Origin of the sequence: Gemmiger formicilis (genome assembly GCF_018784445.1) — a bacterium.
GTDB lineage: Bacteria > Bacillota > Clostridia > Oscillospirales > Ruminococcaceae > Gemmiger.
Map to the genome: position 1 here is coordinate 15,852 of NZ_WQOH01000026.1, position 22,142 is coordinate 37,993.

Sequence of the window (22,142 nt, forward strand, 5' to 3'; positions counted from 1 at the left end):
ACCGGAGGTCAAGTGAAGATGAAAACCTATCCGTTCAGTGCGCTGCTCAGCCGCATGAAATACATCACCCGCTGGAGCCTGATGCGAAGCACCCGGGCCGAATCCCTGAGCGAGCACACCGCCGACACGGCGCTGCTGGCGCACACCCTCTGCCTGATCGGCCAAAAATGCACGGCCACGGGAAAATCCCTGCGGCCCGAGGTCGTCGCCACGGCGGCGCTTTACCACGATGCACCGGAGATTTTAACCGGCGACCTGCCCACCCCGGTCAAGTACAAAAACGACGCGCTTCGCACCGCCTACAAGGCCGTGGAACACGAGGGAGCACGGGTCATGGCGAGCTTGCAGCCCGCCGAATTGCAGGCCGAAACGCAGGCCTGGCTGACCGGCAGTCTGCTGAACGATGCCGAGCGCAAAATTGTAAAAGCAGCGGACCGGCTTTCGGCGCTCATCAAGTGCATGGAGGAGCGCCAGAGCGGCAGCCACGAGTTTGAGGCCGCCGAGGCCCAGCAGCTGGCCGCCCTGCACGAAATGCACTGCCCCGAGGCCGAATACTTCATCGAGCATATGCTGCCCTGCTTTGCGCAGAATCTCGACGAATTGACGCGCGGGAGATTTTAAGGCTGGGCATACCCGGCCCCTACATTATTGCAATTTGTACACCGCGTCGATCAGCCGGTCCACATCGGTAAAATGCTCCAGCATCGAGCAATAGCGGCGCAGGGCGGCGGCACCGCGCAGGCCTTTCATATAGTGCATGGCCTGGCTGCGGGCCTGGGGCATGGCGGCCCACTCGCCCTTTTCCTCGCACATTTCGTAGATCTGTGCGCGCAGGGCGGCCATCCGCTGGTTCAGCGTCGGCTCGGGCGGGCGTTCCTCGCCCAGCAGCGCCGCGCGCACCTGTGCGAACAGCCAAGGGTCGCCCAGGGCACCGCGCCCGATCATGACACCGTCGCAGCCGGTCTCTTTTAACAAGGTAAGCGCACCGTCTGCGCTGGTCACGTCGCCGTTCGCCAGCACCGGGATGGACACCGCCTGCTTGATGGCCGCGATGGCTGCCGTATCGATGGGCGGGATGTACATTTGCTCCCGCGTGCGGCCATGCACGGCAATCAAATCCGCGCCGCCCGCTTCCAGCTGCTTGGCGACCTCGACGCCGGTCAGGTTGTCGGCATCCCAGCCGATGCGCATTTTCACGGTCAGCGGGGTGTCGTCGCCCAGCGCCTTGCGGGCGGCGGCTGCCATCTGCCCGCAGAGCGGCGGGTCAAGCAGGAGCTTACTGCCCGCGCCGCTGCTGGTGATCTTGGGCGCGGGGCAGCCCATATTGATATCAAGGATGTCGAACCGGATGCCCTTTTTCCGGACAAACAGAATTGCCTTTGCCATGGACTCCGGCTCTGCGCCGAACAGCTGGATGGCATACAGGCCGTGGGGATGCTCATCCTTGAGCAGTTCCAGCGATTTGCGGTCGCCGAAATTCAGCGCCTTGGCGCTGGCCATCTCGCTGACGGTCCAGGCCGCACCGTGGTCGGCCATCAAATGACGGCACGCCGCGTCGGTCAGCCCCGCCATCGGCGCAAACACCGCCCCGGCGGGGATTTGTAGGTTGCGTAGCTGCATAGTTCCTCCTTAAAAAGGCTTCCCCCAAGGGGGAAGCCTTTTTTATTTTGTAATCTATTCTACCATATTTTCCGCAAATGTGGTATACTGAAATGTAGATTGTTTATAAGGAGTATTGCGCATGAAACTCATGGTCTTGGACGGCAACAGCCTGGTCAACCGCGCGTTTTTCGGCATCAAGCTGTTGACGACGAAGGATGGCCGCTACACCAACGCCATCTACGGCTTCCAGAATATCCTGCTCAACCTGCTGGCGGCCCACAAACCGGACGCTGTCGCCATCGCCTGGGACGAGCGCGCGCCCACCTTTCGTCACAACGCCTACGACGGCTACAAGGCCACCCGCCACGGTATGCCCGAGGAACTGGCCCAGCAGATGCCGGTGCTGAAGGAACTTCTGGCTGACCTGGGCTTTGTGCAGGTCAGCAAGGCCGGCTGGGAGGCCGACGATATTTTAGGCACGCTGGCCGCCGCCTGTGAGGCTGCAGGCGGTACGACGCTGCTGGCGACCGGCGACCGGGACAGTTTGCAATTAGTGGACGATGCCACGACTGTTTTGCTGGCGACAAACAAGGAGACCCTTCCCATGGACCCCGCCGCCATCCGCGAGAAATACGGCATCGAGCCGCCGCAGCTCATTGACGTCAAGAGCCTGATGGGCGATGCTTCGGACAATATCCCCGGCGTGCCCGGCATCGGCGAGAAAACCGCACTGGCGCTGATCTCCAAATTCGGCAGCCTGCAGGGCGTGTATGACAACATCGAGGACAAGGCCGTCAAGCCCGGCCAGCGGGCCAAGCTGACCGCCAACCGCGACAAGGCCGACCTTTCCTATATGCTGGGCACGATTCGCAAGGACGCACCGATCGAATCCGACCCCGCCGCCTATGTCCGCCAACCCGGCGACCCGGCTGCTGCCGCGCAGCTGCTGGCCGCGCTGGAAATGCACAAGATGGTGGCCCGCTGGGGCCTGGAGGAAGGCGCAGCCCCCGCCGCTGCGGACGCCGCTCCGCTGGAAACAGTGGAGCCGTCCCCCCTGCCGCTGCTGTTGGAGGGCCGCTTCTACGCCGCCCAGAGCGCGAGCAAAGAGGGCGACAGCGCGTGGTATCTCGTGCAGGGCAAGGACGTCTACCTGCCCGACGCGGACCGGCTGGCCGCCATCCTCGACGGAGATGCCGAGATCTGGGCCTTTGACGCAAAGCCCCTCTACCGGCTGGCACTGGAGCATGGCGGCATCGGTAAGGCGCTGCGGTTTGACGGCAAACTGGCTGCCTACCTGTTGAACCCCTCGGCCAGTGGGTACGAGGTCCACTCCCTGGCTGCCGAGTACGGCGTACACGCCGACTTCACCTGCGAGGCTGCCCCCGACGCGGGCGTGCTGGCGGGCCTGTGTGATGCCCTGGCCGCCGCGCTGGACGAGAGCGGCCAGCGCAAACTGCTGGACGAGATGGAGCTGCCGCTGGCCCGCGTGCTGGCTGACATGGAGCGCATCGGCTTTGCGGTGGACGCCGACGGCATCCGCGCCTTTGGCGACAGCCTGCGGGGCGAGCTGGACGGCATTTTAAACAATATCTATACAGAAGTTGGCTATGAGTTCAACGTAAACAGCCCGAAGCAGCTGGGCGAGGCCCTGTTTGACAAGCTGGGCCTGCCGCCGCGCAAGAAAAACGCCCGCGGCTATTCCACCGACGCCGAGACGCTGGAAAGCCTGCGGCCGTACAGCCCGGTCATCGACGAGATTTTGAAATACCGCACCTACTCCAAGCTGCTGTCCACCTACGTGGACGGCCTGCTGAACGCCACGGCTACGGATGGGCGCGTACACTCGACCTTTATCCAGACCGAGGCCCGCACCGGGCGCATTTCGTCCACCGAGCCAAACTTGCAGAACATCCCCATCCGCACCGAGCTGGGCAGCCGGTTACGCGGCTACTTTGTGGCTGGGCAGGGTGAGACACTGGTGGATGCCGACTACTCCCAGATCGAGCTGCGCATCCTCGCGCACATCACCGGCGACGAGCATATGCAGCAGGCGTTCTTGAACGGCGCAGACATCCACCGCTCGACTGCCGCCAAAATCTACCACATCCCTGAGAGCGAGGTCACGCCGCAGCTGCGTTCGGCCAGCAAGGCCATCAACTTTGGCATCATGTACGGCAAGGGCGCGTTCAGTCTGGGCAAGGATCTGGGCATTTCGGTCAAGGAGGCCGATGCGTTCCTAAAGACCTACCTCGACACCTTCCCGAAGGTGGACGGTTATATGAAGGACTGCATCGCCCACGCCAAGGACAAGGGCTATGTGGAGACGCTGTTTGGCCGCCGCCGCGCTTTGCCGGAGCTGGCAAGTTCCAACTTCCAGGTGCGTGCCAGCGGTGAGCGGATGGCACGCAACACGCCCATCCAGGGCACGGCGGCGGATATCATCAAGCTGGCGATGGTCCATGTCTGGCAGCGCCTGCGGGATGAAAAGCTGCAGGCCCGGCTGCTTTTGCAGGTACACGATGAGCTGATCGTCGAAGCGCCCGATGCCGAAATTGACGAAGTAAAGCGCATTTTGAAAGAAGAAATGGAAAACGTTGTGCATTACAGCGTCCCCCTGACGACCGAGGTAGGCACCGGCAAGACATGGCTTGCTGCCCATTAAAACAGCGGCACGACCGTAGGGCCGGGTATGTCCGGCCCCCACCCGACAGAGGCCGCACTTTTCCGGGAAAATCGCAATCAAGAAAACGTTGAGGGCCGGGTATGCCCGGCCCCTGCATAGAGGTTTTGTGTATGTATGTTTTAGGGATCGAGTCCACCTGCGACGAGACGGCGGCGGCGATCGTGGAGAATGGCCGAAAGGTCATTTCCAACATCATCTCCACCAGCGTCAGGGAGCAGGCACTCTACGGCGGCGTTGTGCCGGAGATTGCCAGCCGCCGCCATGCGGAATATATCAGCGCCACCGTTGACAAGGCGCTGGCCGACGCCAATATGACCATTGCCGATGTGGACGCTGTGGCCGTGACCTTTGCGCCGGGGCTGATCGGCGCGGTACTCGTCGGCGTCAACTTTGCCAAGGGGCTGGCCTATGCGGCAAACAAGCCGCTGGTGCCGGTGCATCACCTGCGCGGGCATATCGCCGCCAACTATCTGACCCACCAGGATCTGAAACCGCCGTTTCTCTGCCTGGTCGCCAGCGGCGGGCACAGCCATATTGTGCTGGTGGAGGATTGGTGCCGCTACAAAATCTTAGGCCGCACCGTAGACGACGCCGCAGGCGAAGCCTACGACAAGGTAGCCCGCACGCTGGGTCTGCCCTACCCCGGTGGCCCCAGCGTTGCCGCCGCCGCGCGGGACGGCAACCCCAAGGCCTACAAACTGCCGGTGCCCCATGTGGACGGCAAGTACAACGTCAGCTTCAGCGGCCTGAAAACCGCCGTCATCAACGAAGTGCATAACGCCGAGCAGAAGGGCCAGGCCGTCAACGTAGCCGACATGGCCGCCAGTTTCCAGGAGCGTATTGACCAGATTTTGGCGAAAAAGCTGCTGGCCGCAGCCGCCGACACCAACGCCCAACAGGTAGTTTTAGCGGGCGGCGTAGCCGCCAACGGTCGTCTGCGCCAGCTGGTGAACGATGGTGCCCAAAAGCTGGGCGCAAAAGTCTATCTGCCCGAGCTGAAATACTGCGGCGATAACGGTGCCATGATCGCCGCCCAGGGCTACTACGAGTACCAGGACGGCAACCTGGCCGACTGGACCCTCAACGGTCTGCCGACATTGCCGATCGATTACAGGTAAATAACAGCAACAGCCGCACGGCTTTGAATCGTGCGGCTGTTTTGTTTCGGGCGGGGTTGCCTGCGGTTACTCTTTTTTCCGGCGGGGCAGCCACGGGATATGGCGCTGAATCTTGCGGGCGACTTTCAGCATAAAGGCGTTGTATTTTTCTACCGCCGGGGAAAGCTCCGTCTTGGGCGGATTTTTTTTGAAGGTATCCACGTCAAAGTAGTCCTCTTTCGGGCGGACATAGATATAGCACGGCTTCACAGTTTTCCAGCCAGGGAAGAAGCAGTAGCTGGCATCCAACAGGCGGTAATGCGGGTGGGTAAAGGCATACCAGTTGATATGGGATTCATCATGCCACTTGGCAATAATACCCTTATCTTTATCCTGCTGTATACGCATTTGCAGCGTATGGCAGAATTTCAGATAGGCTTCACATTCGCCGCCGTTGATACCCCCGCAGACATAGTCCCGCCCCATGCCCATCGGGATATAAGCCTTGCACTTAGGGTTACGGTCGTAAGTGTACTCATAGTTATAGCGCCAATAGAACGCTGGGTGCAAAACGAACACCATATGCTCGTGCTTTTCCGGGCGGGGCAGCAACATTTCCTCTGTAATGGGCTGCATGAACGCACAGTTGGCATTAAAGAAATAGATATAGTCAAATGCCTTGAGCTGCTCCTCAATTTTCAGGAAAATTTCAAAACGCAGCAGCGTTGTGTAGGGCCACGGCATTGGCTCCTGTTCAATGCGATGGATGCGCGGATTCTCCGTTTCACCTTCCAGATGCTCCGCATCGGTAAAAACGAAGTAGTGTACCTCGCAGCTTTTCAACAGATATTTTTCTGCACTTTCCAGAAAACCCGGCCAAAGGCGCGCATATTTACCGGTGCAGATATAGAGCGCCGCAATTTTTTTCATTAAGCATCCTCCTGACAGTGTACAGCCTCCGGCAGGCGAATGGCTCCCCAATCCTTGGCGTTCCATTCCAGTTGATTTTCCGAGAAGGTATCCACCATACGGAACTGAATACCGGGTACCCAGTCCTCGACTGTGTGGATTCCGCCCTCCCCCGCTGTAAAGAGTGTAAAATAGTTGCTGTACTTACCGGGGGAAAGCACACTCAAATCATAGGATGCAGTAACCGTATTATCTCCCGACTGCAGCTGCAGCCCATACAAGCAGGAGGTAGCCAATGGGTTTCCTACCTCATCCCGCACCTCAAAGCGCAACCCCACCGCCCCGGCAGACTCCTTCGCCTTGATAACAAACCGCATCCTCACGGGCTGGCTGCGCTCAATTGCTTCCACAGAAGGCACCTGTACCTGCACACTCTGCAGTCGCAGATTGTCACGCTTGAACCAGTTGTCACGTTTGAATGTGCTGTAATCCACAAAATCAGAAGTCTGCGACTTGGTGGAAAGATACAGCGCAATCGCCTCGTCCACATCGCCGTCAAAGACGACCTTGCCCTTGTCCAAAACAATGCAGCGGTCACACAGGTCGCGGATCGTGGCCATGTTGTGGCTGACATACAGCACCGTCTTGCCGTCGCGCTGGGCAGCCTGACGCATCTTCGTCAGACATTTTTTCTGGAACTTCATATCGCCGACGGCCAGGACCTCGTCCATGATCATGATTTCACTGTCCAGGTGGGCCGCCACGCTGAAGGCCAGCTTGACGAACATACCGCTGGAATACCGCTTGACCGGCGTGTCGATGAAGTCGCCGACCTCGGAGAAGGCAATGATCTCATCCATCTTGGCGTCAATTTCTGCGTGGGTCATGCCCAAAATCGCGCCGTTCAGGTAGACGTTCTCGCGGCCGGTCATTTCAGGGTGGAAGCCGGTGCCGACCTCCAACATCGAGGCCACACGGCCGTACAGGTCGATATCACCGGCGCTGGGGGCCGTGACGTGGGTCAGCAGCTTGAGCAGCGTGGATTTGCCCGCGCCATTGGAGCCGATGATGCCCACGGCCTCGCCTTTTTTGACGGTGAAGCTGACGCCGTTCAGCGCCATAAATGTAGTACCGATCAATCGCTGGTCGGTGCCGATCAGGCTGTTCGGGTCCTCTTTGCCGCGCTTGCGGGCCCACCAGCTTTGCAGGTCACTGCGCAGCGTGCCGCCGCCGATCTGGCCCAGGCGGTACTGCTTTTTGACGTCCTGCACACGGATCATCAGTTCATTTTCACTCATGTCAGGACCCCCTTACACCGTATCGACGAAGGTCTTTTCGACCTTGCTGAAAAGCGACAGACCCACGACCAGCAGCACGGCGGTCCAGGCCAGCGAAAGCACCCACATTAACCCGTTGACCTGCCCGGTACCGAAGAAGATATAACGGAAGCTCTCCATCGGGGCGGTCATCGGGTTGACGATCATAATGGCCCGCAGCAGCCGGTTGTCGATCATCGACAGCGGATAGACCACCGGGGAACCATACATCCATAGCTGCACGCCAAAGGTCACCACGACCATCAAATCACGGTAACGGGTAGTCAGGCTGGACACGATGATGCCGCAGCCCAGGCCCAGCAGACCCACCTGCAGCACCAGCGGCACCGCCAGCAGCAACATCCCCCAGTGGGGGCTGACTTCACCCTTGGCCAGGTAGACGAGCAGCAGCACAAAGAACAGCGCAAACTGCACCAGGAAATTGATAAGGCCTGACAACATCGTGGAAATGGGCATCGCCAGCCGCGGGAAATACACCTTGCTGAAAATAGCGGAGTTGGTGGTAAACGTGCCCGACACCTTATTGATGCAGGCGGAGAAGAACCCCCACAGCGCCGTACCGGCCAGGTAGAACAAAATCTGTGGTACACCGTCGGTGGACAGGTGGGCGATGGTGCCGAACATAACGCAGTACATGGCCGTGGACAGCAGCGGGTTAATCAGGATCCACGCGGGGCCCAGCACGGTCTGCTTGTACATGACGGTGAAATCGCGCTTGACAAAGAGCCAGATCAAATCCTTATAGCGCCACAGTTCGCTTACATCGACCTGGCTCCACCCCTGCGCGGGGCCGTAGTGGACATGGTATCCTTTTTGCAGTTGTGTTTTTTCCATTGTAGGGGAACTCCTTAGGTTTTGTGTTTGAGGAAGATTCGGTACAGGGGCAGACCCAGGCGCAAAAGCCCGGCGCGCAGCAGCATACTCTTCCGCCCGGTGCGGCGGGACAAATTGCCGTAGGCCGTGGAGCAGTCGTGGCAGGCCTGGCGGTAGCGGGTGCGCTGCTGCGCCGTGGTCAGGTCAAAGCCCTCCTCCTCGGCCAGGTTCTTGATGGCGTCGTTCAGCAGGCCCTCGGCCCGCAGATAGTCGCCTTTCTCAGTAAAGTAGCCGCACCATTCCAGCAGGTATTCGGGGCGGTCCAGGTAGTGGCTGGCCGGGCCCTGCGCCATGATGCTGTCTGCCCGCTGCACATAGCGGTAGCCCTGGTAGCCCAGGCAGGCGATGTTCTGGCAGCGGTGCAGGATGTGGGGCAGCATGAACTGATCCTCGTACCGCTTGCCCTCGGGAAAGCGCAGGCCATCCGCAAAAAGCTTGGCGGTGTACAGCTTGTTCCAAGCGACGGTATAGTAGATTTTTTGGTTTTCCAGCGCGAAATACCGCGCCCACACGCCGTCCTCGTCGAGTATTTCATCCTGAAAGATCGTGAAGTCCGGCGTGGGCCACCGTTCGCCGCGGTCGTTGGCGTAGACGAGGTTGAAGATGACCAGCTCCGCGCCGGTGCGCTCCTGCTCGGCCACAGCGCGGCGGATGGTGTCCGGCTCCAGAAAGTCGTCGCTGTCCACAAAGACGATATACCGCCCGCGGGCGGTCTCGATGCCGGTGTTGCGCGCAGCGGAAAGCCCACCGTTCTTGCGGTGGATGACCCGCACGCGGCGGTCGCTTTTCGCCCAGGCATCGCACATTTCGGGGCAGCGGTCGGGGCTGCCGTCGTCGACGAGCAGCACCTCAATATCCTGGAAGGTCTGATCCAGCACGCTCTGCACACAGGTGTCAAGATACCGCTCGACCTTGTACACCGGGATAATGATACTGACTGTGGGCATAGAGGCTCCTTTAATTTATCTACGGCTCAACATCTTTGTGTAAGCATAAAACACGGGCAATCCCATCCGCAGGGCGGCGGCGCGGAGTTTCAGCGACGCTGCGCCCTTCTGCGCGGCCAGGGCACTGTACACACGGCAAAGCTCCCGCTTCACGGCGGCAAACTCGGCCTTGTGGCCGGGCCGGGTCAAATCATATCCGCGCTTATTCTTGTACAAGAACAGCGCGGCGTCGGTCAGGGCACCCTCGGCGCGGTCGTACCAGCCGTTTTGCAGGAAATACTCCGCCCGGTGGATATCCCCCTTCGTCATGGCCAGCCGCACCTCATGTTTGGCGCCGTCGGTGATGCTGCCTGCGTGGCGCAGCACGTAGTAGCCGGTAAAGGGCAGGCACAAAATTTTTGTGCAGCGGGCGATCAGGTCCGGCAGCACGTAGTAATCCTCGTGCAGCATCCCCAGCGGATATCGCACGCCGTCAAACAGCTTGGCGGCGTACAGCCGGTGGGCCGTGCCGGTGAACTGGTTGATCCAGGGCGTGTTGAAGGCATCCCAGAAAGCGTTCACGTCCAGAACGGTCTCTTTTGCAAACTGTTCGTCTGCGGGCAATGGGTGCTCTGCGCCGTCCTCTGTCACCGGGCAGCAGTTGCAGAGCACCAGCTCCGCGCCGCTCCTTTCCGCACCCGCCAGCAGCTTTTCCAGCAGGTCGGGGGCAACGGTGTCGTCGCTGTCCACCATCGTGAGCCATTGGCCCTTGGCGGCATCCAGCCCGGCGTTGCGCGCACCGGACGGCCCCGGCCCAGTCTTAGCCGGGTGCAGGGCGCGGATGCGGGGGTCTTTTTCCGCCCAGGCATCGCACATTTCCGGGCAATGGTCGGGGCTGGCATCGTCGATGAGCAGCAGTTCAAAATCCGCATAGCTCTGCGCCAGGATGCTTTCCACACAGGCGTCCAGCGTTTTTTCGGCCTTGTAGACCGGCACCAGGATACTGACGGTGGGCATTAGTTGTCTCCTTTGTCGTCGACGCCGGGCAGATGGATCAGGCTGCCCATGTACTCGTTGGCGCTCTCGGGGTGCCAGCGGGAAATGCCGCTCTCGGTGGTGAAGGTCATCTCGCCGAATTTGATGCTGCCATCGTTCAGCGAGTACAAATCAACGCGCACGCAGGGGTAGCCCTGGCTCAGGGTGCGGGCAATATCCAGCATCTTATCGAGGTTTTCCGGCTTGGGGATATCGACCATTTCCAGCGGGACATTGATGTTGAAGGGCAGCTGGTTCCACTGGGTGTCGTAGAAGAACATCCGCTCTTCCTTGTCGGTGTAGCGCTCCTCGATGTGCAGGATGATTTTCGGCTCACCGTCGAAGCAGAAGATTTTGTAGTCGTATAGGTCGCCGCCGTCGTTCTCTATGAATTTTTCAGCGATGATGCGCGGTTTGATGTGGATGTACTGCACATCCAGGCCGCCCATCAGATAGCAGTAGTTCAGCTTGAGCCAGCCCTCGATCTTCCTCTTGGCATCAGCCTTGTCGAATTTTGACTTATCCTGCACGGCGATATTCCAACCCGCGCCGTGGTTGACCTTGAGCATGAATTTGTCCGGCAGGGCGTCAAAGTCGATATCGTCAAAGTTATCCCAGACGCCCAGCAGCGGAATCAGGTATTCCTCGCCGATCTTCTCCTTGACCCATTCGCGCACGGCGTATTTGTCAACGAGGGGGTAGACGTCCTCAAACCCGCCGTTGAGCTTGAGCCACTGTGTCTTTTCGCTGAAGGTCTTGGGGTGCTCGAGGTTCAGCGGCGTGTGGGTGTAGTTCGTTTCCAGGAACCACTTTTTCAGCGCCTCGGGGTAGTCCTTCTTTTGCAGGCAGGCCCAGTAGGCGTAGTTTTCGTTGGCGATCTTATGATATTTCGCGTAGGTATAGATATATTTTGCGCTGACGACCGGGCCGTTGTGCAAAAGGTACTTCAGCCCGCGCTTGGCGTTGCGGGGCAGCCAGGTCACAGCGCGGCCGATTTTGTACGACGACGAGCCGTAGACGGCCTCCAACTCATGGCGCAGCAGTTTGGCCTGTTCTTCGGCGGTCAGTTCGCTCATATCTTCCATGGTTCAGCACTCCCCTTTTTCGGTTTTCACGCGGGCTTCTTCCAGCAGCGCCCGCACCTTGGGTTTCCAGATGAAGTGGCGGTGGATTTTTGTAATAAAGAACCATACCGGGTTCTGGATATCGCACCACAGGCGGGATACCGCGCTCTCGTTGTTATAGTTGACGATGCGGCGCAGGCGGTCAGCGCGGTAGGTGCGAATGTTCTCCATATAGGTCTGCGCGTCCTTTGTCAGCTGCGGGTCCCTGCGGTTTTTAAAAAGATCCTCATACTCGCGCAGGAAACGCACCAGGCCCGCCGCGTCAAATCTGCGGGTGATGCGGCGCTGCTCGTACAGAATCAGCGCCGTCAGGATATCGTTCTGGTAGGGGCTGCGGCGGTGGTAGGTGCTGCCCTCGATCTGGCGGTAGTTGAACATACAGTCGGGCAGATAGTAGATATCACCGTAGGGCAAGAACTGGAAGGTCAGCGGGTTATCGATGATGGGGATGCCGCTCTTGTAGGGGTCGATGCCTTGCAGCCCCAAGTTGCGCAGCAGCAGCGCGTTGGTGTGGACGTAGAGAAAGCTCCAATATTCCTCGGCAGTCAGGCTGCACTCCCGGATGGGCCGCTCGATGGGGACGGTCTTGCCGGTGCTCTCCCAGTAATAGCAGCCGTTGTGGCCGCAGCCGATGTATTTATGCTCTGTGTCGGCGTCCAGCACATCGGCCTGCTTTTGCAGCTTGTGGTCGTCGGTGTAGAAGTCGTCGCCGTCCAGGTAGCTGACATACTCGCCCCTGGCCTCATAGAACAGCCGCCCGCGGATGGCGTTCATCCGCTTGATGCGGTCGTTGGCCTCATATTTTGCGCCGGGGATGCGGTCCATGACGAACACGCGGACGGTGTCTGGGTATTTCTGCTCCCACACGCGCAGCTTTTCAATGGTGCCGTCGTCGGAGCCATCGTCCGCGCAGAGGACCTCGACGGGAAAGTTCGTTTTCTGCGCAAGCACCGTCTCCATCGTCTTGTCCACATAGGGGGCCAGATTGTAAAACGAGATCAGCACACTGACCTTGGGCTGGTTCATAGTGTTTGTCCTTCTTTGAAAAGTTATAATGGTCGTTTTGTAGGGGTCGGCGTCCTCGACGACCCACGTGCCTTGTCTTTGCCGTGCGGCTGCCCTTCGGCTGCGGGCCGGGCATGCCCGGCCCCTACAACGCTGCCTGCCGGTCCGTAGGGGCGGATTCCATATCCGCCCGCGGCACATTACCGCAGCCACCGCTTGGCCTCTTCCAAACCATGCAATGCCTTTACCCTGTGCGCTTCCCAAAACGCCGCACTGCGGAAGCCCCGGTCCAGCACGGCACAGGGCAGGCCCAGCGTCTCGGCGCAGGTCTTGTCCACCTCGGTGTCACCCAGCAGGGCGTCTCCCGGGGCGATGCGCGGGCGCAGCAGGGCGGCTTTGCGCTGCTCGGCCTGCACCGGCGGCACGACCAGCAGTTCCTCCACCAGCGGCAGGATGCCGCATCGGTCAAGCGTTTCCCGCAGGGCGTCGGCATTCTGCCGGGCCGAGATCAACGCACAGCGCCGCCCGCTTGCCCGCAGCCAACGCAGGAAATCCAACGTATCTGGGTAAGGCCTGTCCATGGCCAGATACTCCGGTTTTTCAATACCCTCGCGCCAGGCGGCGGCAATTTCATTGCAGACTTCCGGCGCAAACCCGGCCAGGGCCAGCCACGCCTTGGTGCTGTGGCCGTCAGCCTTATAGCGCATATAGTCGGGCGCGGCGGCGGGCCAGGCAAGGTCCCGGACCGCCAGCAGGTCCCGCAACAGCTTTTCATGGCGGGCGCTGCTGTCCAGCAGCGTGCCGTCCACATCACAGTAGAGCGTCACCGTACCACCACTTCCTGGTAGACCCGCAGCACAGTCTTGACCGTGGGGTCGGCCTGCAGCCATTCGTCGGGCACAGGCTGGCCGCAGAGGTTCGCCCAGAACGCCCGCACCAGCTGGAACCCGGCGGCGGATGCCATCGCCGTGCCCGCGCCGATGCGCAGGTTGCAGTCGATGAGGTTCCACCGCCCGCGGTGCAGCATGAACTGGGCGCAAAACGTCGCCGGGCAGGGCAGCAGTCCGGTCAGTGTGCAGATGTAATCCTCGATTTCGGGGATGTGCAGGGGCCGCATCTTCGTACAGACGCCGGATTTTGTCACGACGCGCTCACGGCAGAACACCCGCAGCTTGCCCTGGGCGTTGAAAACTTCGGCGGTGATTTCGGTGTCGCCGCCGTCGCATTTTTCCTGTAAAATGCTGCCGGGGTGCGGGGTGTAGTCCTCGCCGCCGATGACCGTGCGCAGCCCGACGGACCCGCAGCCGACCTCGCGCTTTTCGATGTAGGCGCGGCCCGGCTCCATTTGTTCAGGCGCGACGAGCGGCGGGGTGGGCAGGCCGTGGGCCTGCAAAAATGCGGCCATGGCCTTTTTATCGGTGAGCAGCTGGGCCGTCTGCCGCAGCGGCGCGGTGGAGCGCACACCCAATGCGGCCAGCTCCGGCGCATCCGCCGCCCAGGTGAACAAATCCTGGTCGATGAGCGGCACAATGACGTCGATGTGGTTTTCTTTCAACAGAGTGAGGATCTGTTGTTGATACCCCGGGTCGGCCAGCGGCAGCACCCGGTGGAACGGCCCGCCCAGTGCGGCGGCGGGGACCAGTTCCCGCGGGTTGGTATCGCAGAGGTGCAGGCAGATATCCCCGCTGAACTGCTGCTGCGCCACCTGCGCCAGATGCCAGCCGGTGGTGACCCCGGCAGACAGAAGCATGACATTAAGCACGTTTTACCCCTTTGCCTGTACGGTCTTCAAAAATTCGTCGTAGTCACGGATATAATCTTTCGCCTCGTAGTAGGAATCCGCCGCGACGCAGAGCACAGAATTTTCCTGCTGCCAGATCATTTCGCGCCACATATTATGCTCGACGATCAGACCCTTGGCGGGGTCGTCCAGCAGCACTTCACTCTTTTCGTGGCCGTCATCCAGTTTGATGAGGATGCTGCCGTAGGGGCACCACAGCACCTGCCGCAGTGCCTTGTGGGCGTGGCCGCCGCGCTGGGTGCCCTGGGGCGCGCCGTAGATATAGTAGATGCGCTTGATGTCAAAGGGGACGTCGTGGCCGCCCTCAAAGACCGAGAGCGTGCCCAGCCCCTCGGCCGTGATGCTCTTCATGCTGATGGTCTGGATAATCATAGGTTTTGCCTTTCTTTCAGTCAGACAGTTTGATGACAGCGGTGCCGTCCACCATAGCGCAGTAGCCTTGTGCCGGGTAGTTCGGCATAGCCTGCACGGCGGCTTTTTTGCCCACGGCGTCCAGCGTGGCCTGGTCGGCTAAAACCGCCGCGCTGCTGCCCATGACGTGCTGGAACCACCACTTGATCGTGCCGTCGTAGGTCACGGAGACATTGACCTGGTGGAGACTGCCCTCCTCATACCGGCTGAACGCCGGGTCGTGGTAGGTCAGGTTGGAGTCGGTAAAGGTGCCCGCAAAGGCGACCGGGGTCGTGCCCGGCTTGTAGCCGTCCAGCTTGCCCACATCGGCCATGATCTGGGTCATCTGGCGGGCGGTGTTGTCATAGACGAGCTTGGTGTAGACATACGCACCGTTGGCGCAGATGATGCTGCGAAGAATCAAAAACGCACAGAGCAGCCCCACCAGCGCACCGCCCGTGCGGCGTTCTGCCGGGAAAAGCACCGACCCGCCGAACAGCACCATCGGCACCAGGTAGACGAGGAACAGCGCGTGCTGCATCAAGATATACACATTGCCGGAGGCCAGCAGGCAACTGACGTTCAGCCCCAGCGGCAGCAGGGCCGCCGCCAGAAGTACCTGGGCCGCCGTGCGTCCGCCGCGGCCGCGCAGCCGCAGCACAAGACCTGCCGCCGCCAGCACAAACAGCAGCGCGGTGGCCGCCCGCATGCCCCGGTCATTCCAGCCGGAGTAGCCCAGCAGCGTTTTAAAAAAGTTCCCATAAGTCGCCGGGATGCCTGCCAGCACCGCCGCAGGCCCTAAACGGAACATCTGCGCCAGGCCGTTGCCGGTGTCGGCCAGCTGGTAGCCGGTGAGGGCGAGGGAGACTTTCAGTGATACCACGTAGAGCACCGCACCCAAAGCCAGCGTCAGCAGGGCACCCACGCCCTGCCGCAGCCAGGGCCGCCATTCGGCCCCCTGCAAGGCAGATTGCAAAAGCAGCAACAGGTACAGCCCCACCGCAAACTGAATGTAGGATTGGTACAGCGCCAGGCAGCCGCACAGGCAGACCGCCGCGCCCGCATAACCCCACAGCCGGGGCAGACGCCGGCTGCACCAGACAGCGGCGCAGGCCAGCAGCATGGCCAGCAGGTAGGCGTCCGTCTCATAGGTGTAGGTTGCCAGCTGGGCCGTGACTGAGGCGCAGGTCCCCAGCAGGCCGGTCAACAGTGCCGCCGACCACCGCCGCAGGTGCAGCAGTTTTGCAATGATGTACCCGGTCAGTGCCAGATACACGATGCTGAACGCCCCGATGAGCCACGGTGCGGCGATTTTGCCGCGCACCAGCGGAAAATAGAGGTTCTGTGCCCAGCGGCCCAGCACGTACATCGTCCACTGGGCGTCGAACACCAGCACGGTGCTGTCATGGTTGGGAAACAGGTTCGTGAAGGCGAACCCATGGGCCAGCAGCATGCACAGCGCCGCCGCTGCCGCCACGGTGCGCAGCAGCGCAGCATCGATGCCTCGCAGCCAGCCGCAGACGGCATCCTCCGATTTTTGTAAAAGCTGCATCATTCGGCGGCAGTCTCCTTTTCGGCAAATTCATACACGGCGCGCAGCTTGGCGGCATCGCCGTTCGTGGGCGGCTGCCACTCCCGCTGGGCTTTTTTGAAGGCGCAGTTCTGCGGCACGATCAGCCGCCCCACCAGACCACGCACCAGCCGCGACTTACGGCGGTCGTTGAAGTAGTAGGCGTAGGCCAGCCGCACGGTGCGGTCGTGGGGGTATGCAGCCCGCAGCACTTCCAGCATGGCGCGCCAGTCCCCCAGCATCCGCTCCCGGGCAGCTGCATCGGTGGAGACGCCGCCGCCGTACTCATACCAGACGGTCAGGCGGTCGTACCGGGTGATGCGTACCCCCTGCACCGCGAACAGCCGCAGCGAGAAATCCTCGCCCAGCCGTACATGGCCGGCCATCTTATCCAGAGCTGAGAGGAAAAGTTTCCGCTCATACACAACCCCTGTACCACAGATGCCGTCATCGTAGAGCAGCAGGTTCCGGCGGATGGTCTTGGCGTCGTAGTGGGCGGGGTCGTAGGGCGTGCGGTCAAAGGGGGTTTCCCCCGGGGTCGGTTGTGGGGCCGGGCCGGGGGTGAAGTAGGCCTGCTTGCCGAAAGCCACACGGGGGCCATCGGCCTGCAAACGGCCCAGCCACCAGGAAACCGTCTCACTGTCATAGAGGAAGTCTCCCGGCGAGAGCATGAGCACCCAGCGGGTGGCGGCGGTGCGCAGGGCGTTTTGGGCGTTTTTTACGGTGCCGCCGTTGGGGATCAGCTTGGCGGTCTGCACATCGGTGATGCCGTGGGCCGCCAGGTAGGCGCGGCTCTCGGCAAAATAGTCCTGTTGTGAGCCGTCGTCCCCCAGGACAACGGCGAAATCGCGGGTATCCTGCATTGCCAGCGAGGCCAGCGTGCGCCGCAGCGCCGCAGCGTCTGGCCGGTATTGCAGGATGACGATGGTCAACTGCGGCATATAGGACGTCTCCCTTCCAGTCAATTTGTAGGGGCCGGATATGTCCGGCCCTCGGCCTTGCCTTACAATTGCGTTTGCGGGGATGCTGCGGGCAGGGCATGCCGCCCTACGGGTGGTTGTAGGGCGGGGTGCCCTCACCCCGCCGCCATTCGCCGGGCCGCCCGCTTACCCCTCCATTCTCCCCATCTTCCCTTGCCAGAAGTCCACGGCACCTCTGTACGCGCCGTAGCTGCGGCCTTTTTTGCGGCCCAGCGCTTTGGTCAGGGCGTACCGCGCCGCGCCTGTCAGGATGGGGATAACGGTTTTCAGCTTTTTGTACGCCGCACTTTTGCCCTTGCAGGTCAGGTAGAGCGTGTTGCGAGTGATGTAGTAGACCGACAGCATCCCTCCCGCGCTGCCGCCCGCCTTGTGGTGGATGACAGCGTCGGGCAAAAACCACATCGGCACGCCCGCCCGGGCCAGACGGATGCAGTAATCGACATCCTCGCAGTACATAAACAGCGTCTCATCAAGATAGCCGACCTTTTCAATGACCGCCCGGGGCAGCAGCACACAGCAGAAAGTGATGAAGCTGACCTGCCGTTTCTCGGCAAATTCGGGGCCATCCTTTTTGTGGCCGCCCAGGTGCTTGACCTTGCCGGTGGCGGGGTCCAGCTCGCCGCCCGCAAACCAAATCTCATCCGCCGGTTCCATGAAGAGCATCTTCGGGCAGCTGACCGCGCCTTCCGGCGTCTCGGCCAGCAACTTTTCCAAAAAATCCGGGTGGACGGATGTGTCGTTGTTCAGCAGCAGCGCATAGTCGCAGCCATCGGCCAGGGCACGGCGCATCCCGATATTGTTGGCCGCCGCAAAGCCGACGTTTTTCTCCTGCGGCAGGAACACGGTGTTCGGCGGCAGTTTGCCTTGCAGCTGCGCCACCGAGTCATTGGGCGAAGCATCGTCGATTAAGATGATTTCAAAATCCCGGAACGTCATTTTTTGCAGGCTTTCCAGGCAGACCAGCGTGTCCTGCCAGCCGTTATAGTTGGAAATTACGATACCGACTTTCGGCATGGTTCACCCCTTAAAATCGTTCACAGCGTCAATGACGGCCTGCACCTGCGCGTCGGTCATACCGTAGAACATCGGCAGGCTCAGCTCGGTGGCGGAGATTTCCTCGGCCAGCGGCAGTGCGCCCTTGGGGATGCCCAGCTCGGCGTAGGCCCCCTGCAAATGAATGGGCGTCGGGTAGTGCTTGTTCGTGCCGATGCCCCGGTCGTTCAAGTGCTTCTCCAGCGCGTCACGCCCGGCGCAGCGCACAGCAAAGATATGCCAGACGTGCTTGCAGCCGGGCAGCTCCGTGGGCAGCGTTACGGCGGGGTTGTGCATTTCTGCCAGGTACCGCGCGGCAATACGGCGGCGCTCGGCATTCATAGCGTCGAGATGGGGCAGCTTAGCGGCCAGGAACGCGGCCTGCAGCTCGTCCAGGCGGGAGTTTTGGCCCTTATAAATATGATGGTATTTGTAGTCGCTGCCGTAGTTGCCCAGGGCGCGGACACGCTCGGCGAGTTCGTCGTCGTTCGTCGTCACGCAGCCCGCGTCGCCCAGGGCCCCGAGGTTTTTGCCCGGGTAAAAGCTGAACCCTGCGGCGTCGCCCAGGCTGCCCGCGCGGCGGCCCTTGTACTCGGCCCCGTGGGCCTGGGCGGCATCCTCGATGACCTTGAGGCCGTGGGCCTTGGCGATGGCATTGATTTCGTCCATCGGGGCGCACTGGCCGTAGAGATGCACGGCCATGATGGCCTTCGTGCGCGGGGTCACGGCGGCCTCGATGCGGGCGGGGTCGATGTTGTAGCTTTCCAGCGTCGGCTCGACCAAAACGGGCGTCGCGCCCGCATAGCTGACGGCCAGCACCGTGGCAATGAAGGTGTTGGACGGCACAATGACCTCGTCCCCCGTCCCGATGCCGTAGGCTTTCAGAATCAGCACAAGGGCATCCAGGCCGTTGCCGCAGCCGATGCAGTGCTTGACGCCGCAGTAATCGGCAAAAGCCTTTTCAAAGGCGGCGTCCTCTCTGCCGCCGATGTACCAGCTGTTGTCCAGCACGCGGGCAAACGCGCCGCGCAGTTCGGCATCCAGCTCCCGCTCCATCGGGCGGAAGGAGACAAACGGCACCGTGATGGGAGTTTCGGACATAAGGAGCACCTCGCTAAAAGATAATAGATAATAAATATGGTGGATCGCGGTGCTGCGCACCGCTCAAAATAGGCGGCCTTTGCAGGAATCGGCCCCCGACGGCCCGCCCATGCGGCGTCCCGCCCCGCAAAAGGGCGGACAACACCTACTATATCGTCTTATTATACAACAATGGGCCGTATTTCGCAACAAAAAAGCGGATACCACTTTGAAAAAGCGGCATCCGTTTTTGCGCGGGCGGTTATTCAGCTGTGCGCGGGGCGCGGGTGGCGCAGGCCGGTCCGCAGCCGCGCTCGTCAATGCTGACGTGGTCGGCACAGCAACAGCGGCCTTCCAGGTGGCGGCAACCTTTGTCGTCGCAGTGGATATCCGTCTCGGGCGAGGCCGGCTGGTTGTCGGTGGCGACGTTGCCGTACCCCTCGCTGTTGCGGTAGCTGCCGCAAACGGCATCCCCCGGCCCGGTGTGTCGGACGTTGATGCCGTCCAGGCAGCAGCAGCCCGCCTTGTTGTGGCAGCAGTCATACTGGGCACAGTCAAGATAGTTCATAGCTAAACACCTCCGTGCTGACAGTATGCGCAGGGGCGGGGGTGTTTATGCAGGGATATTTATTCAAAAGGGCCGCTTACATCAGACTACCGCTCGCGCCGCCTTGCGTGCCCGCTCATACTCCCGGAGGAAGGCGGCAAACCCGGCCCTGCCGGCAGCATCGGGGGGCAGGGCAAAATGCCGGATTTTTTTCTCAGGGAGTGCCGGGCTTCTGCGGGCGGGGTGCTGTGGCTTATCTGCACTCCTTCTTCATAGCGGAATAGCCGATCAGCACCGTCCAGACATAAGCGCAGGTCTTGGGGATCATCAGCATACCGATCATCGGGATCGCATCGGCCCACAGCACGACCGGGATATAGAAGCCAAAGCTCAGCACGATGGTCAGCCACATCCAGCGGAACGCCCGGTCGTTATGCTCCCTGGCGCTGCGGAAGAACAGCACGATGATCAGAAGGCCCATCAGGGCAAAGGGGATGTTGCGGTAGATGCCCCAGGAAAGTGGGGATTCGGTGCTGAGCCACTGGTTCTGCGGCATCATGCAAAGGATGACGCGCACGGCAGCCAGCCCATAGACGGCAGCGGTCAGGCTCTTCCGGCCCTCGACCTTATAGCGCTGACGCCACACATAGTAGAGCAGCACATAAAAAATTGTCATCGTGACCGAGGTGATCCACTTGCCGAGGCCCAGCGGCACGGTGTAGTTTTCCAGACCCGTGGTGCAGAGCGCCAGGGCGCGGGGAATCAGATGGAAGGAGTCACCGGCGCCCAACACAACGGCCATCAGGCCGAACAGCCGGAACTGCGGGTTACCCTTGCTCCCACGGATCATCAGGATACCGATGGTGATGACAGATACCAGATAGGCGGCATCAAATACAGTTTCTACGATTGCTTGCATAGACCAGTTTCTCCTTTTTGCTGATAATTTTTGTAGGCATTGTGAACATTGTTCAGTTTGAGGCATTTAAAATTCCCACACGCTGGTGGGAATGAAAAGCCGGTGGTCAATATAAGGTTCTGCGCACGACCTCCAGCACAGCACTGGGGTCATAATCCTGCCGCAGCAGGGCGGACAGCAGCTGTGAAAACAGCACCTCGGCAAATTTTTCTGCCGTGAACTGCTCATCAAAGGCATCCGGCCGTATCCTGGCATCCTGCTTGAGAACTGCGCACAGCCCCATGAGCATGTGGTGCCAGGCCTGCTGCATATGGCGCTTGCCGTCAGCCTTTTCGTCCCGCATAAAGCCGAGCGAATGCAGTGTGAAAAAGCCGGGATACTGCTCATAGCCGTAGGCCATGCGCTCATACATCCAGATCACGCAGGCCTGCACATCCTGAAAGACAGCGGCATCCTCCGGGCGGTGGAAGATCTCGCGCCAGACGCTTTCAACGGTAGCGCTGACCAGCTCCGCCTTGGAGTCAAAATAGTTGTAAATAGAACCTACCGATACCCCGCACGCCGCCGCAACAGAGCGGATGCTGACAGCAGACCACCCCTGCTCCTGGATCAGCGCACGGCTGGTTTTCAGGATCTCCTCTTTGGATGTGACGATCGTATTCATGGGCACCTCAACATGAACATTGTTCACTTACAACTTTTATTATAGCTTCGCACTGCCCCCTGTCAATAGGAACGGAAAAGTTTTTTGTGAACTTTTTTCGTACTTTTCACTGTGAAGGCCCGGCTACGCAGAGCACGGCGCACCGCATTACCGCAAAAAAATCCACCCATAGAGAACTTTCGTAAGCTGTTTTAGCTACGTTGTTTTCTATGGGTGAATTTCATAGGTGAACTGTTTTCTGTTCACACTCCGTTGGTTGGGTCGGCGAGGTTCGAACTCACGAATGCGGGAGTCAAAGTCCCGTGCCTTACCACTTGGCGACGACCCAGTATATATACGCTGCGGGGGCAGCGCTGTTGTAAAAGAAAAGACCGTGCAGGAACGGGCCTGAACGGTCTTTGGTGGGGTGCCTAGAGAGATTCGAACTCTCGGCCTCCAGAGCCACAATCTGGCGCGCTAACCAACTGCGCCATAGGCACCATATAATGCGCCCGAAGGGACTCGAACCCCCGGCCCACTGCTTAGAAGGCAGTTGCTCTATCCAGCTGAGCTACGGGCGCTCACTGCG

The 22,142-nt window shown here is 60.5% G+C and carries 21 protein-coding genes and 3 tRNA genes; 3 read left to right on the plus strand and 21 right to left on the minus strand.

Going from position 1 to position 22,142, the window contains the following annotated elements:
* Window positions 1–18 precede the first annotated feature (18 nt).
* Window positions 19–621, plus strand: coding sequence for a 5'-deoxynucleotidase (yfbR, locus tag GPK89_RS09145; protein WP_215692552.1), 603 nt, complete (start codon window positions 19–21; stop codon window positions 619–621).
* Window positions 622–645: 24 nt separating this feature from the next.
* On the opposite strand, the gene dusB is transcribed toward yfbR, so the two are convergent.
* Window positions 646–1,620 (minus strand): tRNA dihydrouridine synthase DusB, encoded by a 975-nt coding sequence (dusB, locus tag GPK89_RS09150; protein WP_215692553.1) that lies wholly within the window; start codon window positions 1,618–1,620, stop codon window positions 646–648.
* A 121-nt stretch (window positions 1,621–1,741) separates the two neighbouring features.
* Between dusB and polA the strand changes: the two genes are divergently transcribed.
* Window positions 1,742–4,264, plus strand: a complete 2,523-nt coding sequence (polA, locus tag GPK89_RS09155; protein ID WP_215692554.1) for a DNA polymerase I — start codon at window positions 1,742–1,744, stop codon at window positions 4,262–4,264.
* A gap of 131 nt (window positions 4,265–4,395) precedes the next feature.
* Window positions 4,396–5,403, plus strand: coding sequence for a tRNA (adenosine(37)-N6)-threonylcarbamoyltransferase complex transferase subunit TsaD (gene tsaD / locus GPK89_RS09160; protein WP_215692555.1), 1,008 nt, complete (start codon window positions 4,396–4,398; stop codon window positions 5,401–5,403).
* 66 nt (window positions 5,404–5,469) lie between these two features.
* Here the strand turns inward: tsaD and GPK89_RS09165 are convergent, their stop codons facing one another.
* The 20 genes from GPK89_RS09165 to GPK89_RS09260 form a co-directional block, all read right to left on the minus strand.
* Complete coding sequence (locus GPK89_RS09165; protein ID WP_215692556.1) at window positions 5,470–6,312, minus strand: family 6 glucosyltransferase; 843 nt, start codon at window positions 6,310–6,312, stop codon at window positions 5,470–5,472.
* The gene (locus GPK89_RS09170; protein WP_215692557.1) at window positions 6,312–7,589 is read right to left on the minus strand and encodes an ABC transporter ATP-binding protein; all 1,278 of its coding nucleotides are present in this window, start codon (window positions 7,587–7,589) and stop codon (window positions 6,312–6,314) included. The genes GPK89_RS09165 and GPK89_RS09170 overlap by 1 nt, the downstream gene beginning before the upstream one ends.
* A gap of 12 nt (window positions 7,590–7,601) precedes the next feature.
* Window positions 7,602–8,462, minus strand: coding sequence for an ABC transporter permease (locus GPK89_RS09175; protein WP_215692558.1), 861 nt, complete (start codon window positions 8,460–8,462; stop codon window positions 7,602–7,604).
* A gap of 14 nt (window positions 8,463–8,476) precedes the next feature.
* Window positions 8,477–9,448, minus strand: a complete 972-nt coding sequence (locus tag GPK89_RS09180; RefSeq protein ID WP_215692559.1) for a glycosyltransferase family 2 protein — start codon at window positions 9,446–9,448, stop codon at window positions 8,477–8,479.
* A gap of 15 nt (window positions 9,449–9,463) precedes the next feature.
* On the minus strand, window positions 9,464–10,444 hold the full coding sequence (locus GPK89_RS09185; protein WP_215692560.1) for a glycosyltransferase family 2 protein: 981 nt from the start codon (window positions 10,442–10,444) through the stop codon (window positions 9,464–9,466).
* A complete protein-coding gene (locus tag GPK89_RS09190; RefSeq protein WP_215692561.1) occupies window positions 10,444–11,547 on the minus strand; it encodes an ATP-grasp fold amidoligase family protein in 1,104 nt (367 codons plus the stop codon). Before GPK89_RS09190 ends, GPK89_RS09185 begins: the two co-directional genes overlap by 1 nt.
* Window positions 11,548–11,550: 3 nt before the next feature.
* A complete protein-coding gene (locus tag GPK89_RS09195) occupies window positions 11,551–12,612 on the minus strand; it encodes a glycosyltransferase family A protein (RefSeq protein WP_215692562.1) in 1,062 nt (353 codons plus the stop codon).
* 179 nt (window positions 12,613–12,791) lie between these two features.
* Window positions 12,792–13,418, minus strand: a complete 627-nt coding sequence (locus GPK89_RS09200) for an HAD family hydrolase (RefSeq protein WP_215692563.1) — start codon at window positions 13,416–13,418, stop codon at window positions 12,792–12,794.
* Window positions 13,415–14,353, minus strand: a complete 939-nt coding sequence (locus tag GPK89_RS09205) for a hypothetical protein (RefSeq protein WP_215692564.1) — start codon at window positions 14,351–14,353, stop codon at window positions 13,415–13,417. The genes GPK89_RS09200 and GPK89_RS09205 overlap by 4 nt, the downstream gene beginning before the upstream one ends.
* Before the next feature lie 3 nt (window positions 14,354–14,356).
* Entirely contained in the window at window positions 14,357–14,764 is a 408-nt protein-coding gene (locus tag GPK89_RS09210) for a sugar 3,4-ketoisomerase (protein WP_215692565.1), read from the minus strand.
* 16 nt (window positions 14,765–14,780) lie between these two features.
* A complete protein-coding gene (locus GPK89_RS09215; protein ID WP_215692566.1) occupies window positions 14,781–16,337 on the minus strand; it encodes a glucosyltransferase domain-containing protein in 1,557 nt (518 codons plus the stop codon).
* On the minus strand, window positions 16,334–17,293 hold the full coding sequence (locus GPK89_RS09220; protein ID WP_215692567.1) for a glycosyltransferase: 960 nt from the start codon (window positions 17,291–17,293) through the stop codon (window positions 16,334–16,336). The genes GPK89_RS09215 and GPK89_RS09220 overlap by 4 nt, the downstream gene beginning before the upstream one ends.
* A 165-nt stretch (window positions 17,294–17,458) precedes the next feature.
* Window positions 17,459–18,346, minus strand: a complete 888-nt coding sequence (locus GPK89_RS09225) for a glycosyltransferase family 2 protein (protein ID WP_215692568.1) — start codon at window positions 18,344–18,346, stop codon at window positions 17,459–17,461.
* Window positions 18,347–18,349: 3 nt separating this feature from the next.
* The gene (locus GPK89_RS09230) at window positions 18,350–19,465 is read right to left on the minus strand and encodes a DegT/DnrJ/EryC1/StrS family aminotransferase (RefSeq protein ID WP_215692569.1); all 1,116 of its coding nucleotides are present in this window, start codon (window positions 19,463–19,465) and stop codon (window positions 18,350–18,352) included.
* A 241-nt stretch (window positions 19,466–19,706) separates the two neighbouring features.
* Window positions 19,707–20,012: a hypothetical protein gene (locus tag GPK89_RS09235; RefSeq protein WP_215692570.1), complete on the minus strand. Its 306-nt coding sequence runs from the start codon at window positions 20,010–20,012 to the stop codon at window positions 19,707–19,709.
* A gap of 232 nt (window positions 20,013–20,244) precedes the next feature.
* Window positions 20,245–20,910 (minus strand): hypothetical protein, encoded by a 666-nt coding sequence (locus tag GPK89_RS09240; RefSeq protein ID WP_215692571.1) that lies wholly within the window; start codon window positions 20,908–20,910, stop codon window positions 20,245–20,247.
* Between the two features lie 106 nt (window positions 20,911–21,016).
* The gene (locus tag GPK89_RS09245; RefSeq protein WP_215692572.1) at window positions 21,017–21,574 is read right to left on the minus strand and encodes a TetR/AcrR family transcriptional regulator; all 558 of its coding nucleotides are present in this window, start codon (window positions 21,572–21,574) and stop codon (window positions 21,017–21,019) included.
* A 253-nt stretch (window positions 21,575–21,827) separates the two neighbouring features.
* Window positions 21,828–21,902 (minus strand) — tRNA-Gln (locus tag GPK89_RS09250).
* A 74-nt stretch (window positions 21,903–21,976) separates the two neighbouring features.
* Window positions 21,977–22,053: transfer RNA gene (locus tag GPK89_RS09255), tRNA-His, on the minus strand.
* Window positions 22,054–22,060: 7 nt separating this feature from the next.
* A tRNA-Arg gene (locus GPK89_RS09260) sits at window positions 22,061–22,134 on the minus strand.
* Between the last annotated feature and the right edge of the window lie 8 nt (window positions 22,135–22,142).

Coding starts and splice junctions, on each gene's coding strand:
- yfbR (WP_215692552.1), top strand. CDS start 19: ATGAAAACCTATCCGTTCAGTGCGCTGCTCAGCCGCATGAAATACATC.
- dusB (WP_215692553.1), bottom strand. CDS start 1,620: ATGCAGCTACGCAACCTACAAATCCCCGCCGGGGCGGTGTTTGCGCCG.
- polA (WP_215692554.1), top strand. CDS start 1,742: ATGAAACTCATGGTCTTGGACGGCAACAGCCTGGTCAACCGCGCGTTT.
- tsaD (WP_215692555.1), top strand. CDS start 4,396: ATGTATGTTTTAGGGATCGAGTCCACCTGCGACGAGACGGCGGCGGCG.
- GPK89_RS09165 (WP_215692556.1), bottom strand. CDS start 6,312: ATGAAAAAAATTGCGGCGCTCTATATCTGCACCGGTAAATATGCGCGC.
- GPK89_RS09170 (WP_215692557.1), bottom strand. CDS start 7,589: ATGAGTGAAAATGAACTGATGATCCGTGTGCAGGACGTCAAAAAGCAG.
- GPK89_RS09175 (WP_215692558.1), bottom strand. CDS start 8,462: ATGGAAAAAACACAACTGCAAAAAGGATACCATGTCCACTACGGCCCC.
- GPK89_RS09180 (WP_215692559.1), bottom strand. CDS start 9,448: ATGCCCACAGTCAGTATCATTATCCCGGTGTACAAGGTCGAGCGGTAT.
- GPK89_RS09185 (WP_215692560.1), bottom strand. CDS start 10,444: ATGCCCACCGTCAGTATCCTGGTGCCGGTCTACAAGGCCGAAAAAACG.
- GPK89_RS09190 (WP_215692561.1), bottom strand. CDS start 11,547: ATGGAAGATATGAGCGAACTGACCGCCGAAGAACAGGCCAAACTGCTG.
- GPK89_RS09195 (WP_215692562.1), bottom strand. CDS start 12,612: ATGAACCAGCCCAAGGTCAGTGTGCTGATCTCGTTTTACAATCTGGCC.
- GPK89_RS09210 (WP_215692565.1), bottom strand. CDS start 14,764: ATGATTATCCAGACCATCAGCATGAAGAGCATCACGGCCGAGGGGCTG.
- GPK89_RS09215 (WP_215692566.1), bottom strand. CDS start 16,337: ATGATGCAGCTTTTACAAAAATCGGAGGATGCCGTCTGCGGCTGGCTG.
- GPK89_RS09220 (WP_215692567.1), bottom strand. CDS start 17,293: ATGCCGCAGTTGACCATCGTCATCCTGCAATACCGGCCAGACGCTGCG.
- GPK89_RS09225 (WP_215692568.1), bottom strand. CDS start 18,346: ATGCCGAAAGTCGGTATCGTAATTTCCAACTATAACGGCTGGCAGGAC.
- GPK89_RS09230 (WP_215692569.1), bottom strand. CDS start 19,465: ATGTCCGAAACTCCCATCACGGTGCCGTTTGTCTCCTTCCGCCCGATG.
- GPK89_RS09235 (WP_215692570.1), bottom strand. CDS start 20,012: ATGAACTATCTTGACTGTGCCCAGTATGACTGCTGCCACAACAAGGCG.
- GPK89_RS09240 (WP_215692571.1), bottom strand. CDS start 20,910: ATGCAAGCAATCGTAGAAACTGTATTTGATGCCGCCTATCTGGTATCT.
- GPK89_RS09245 (WP_215692572.1), bottom strand. CDS start 21,574: ATGAATACGATCGTCACATCCAAAGAGGAGATCCTGAAAACCAGCCGT.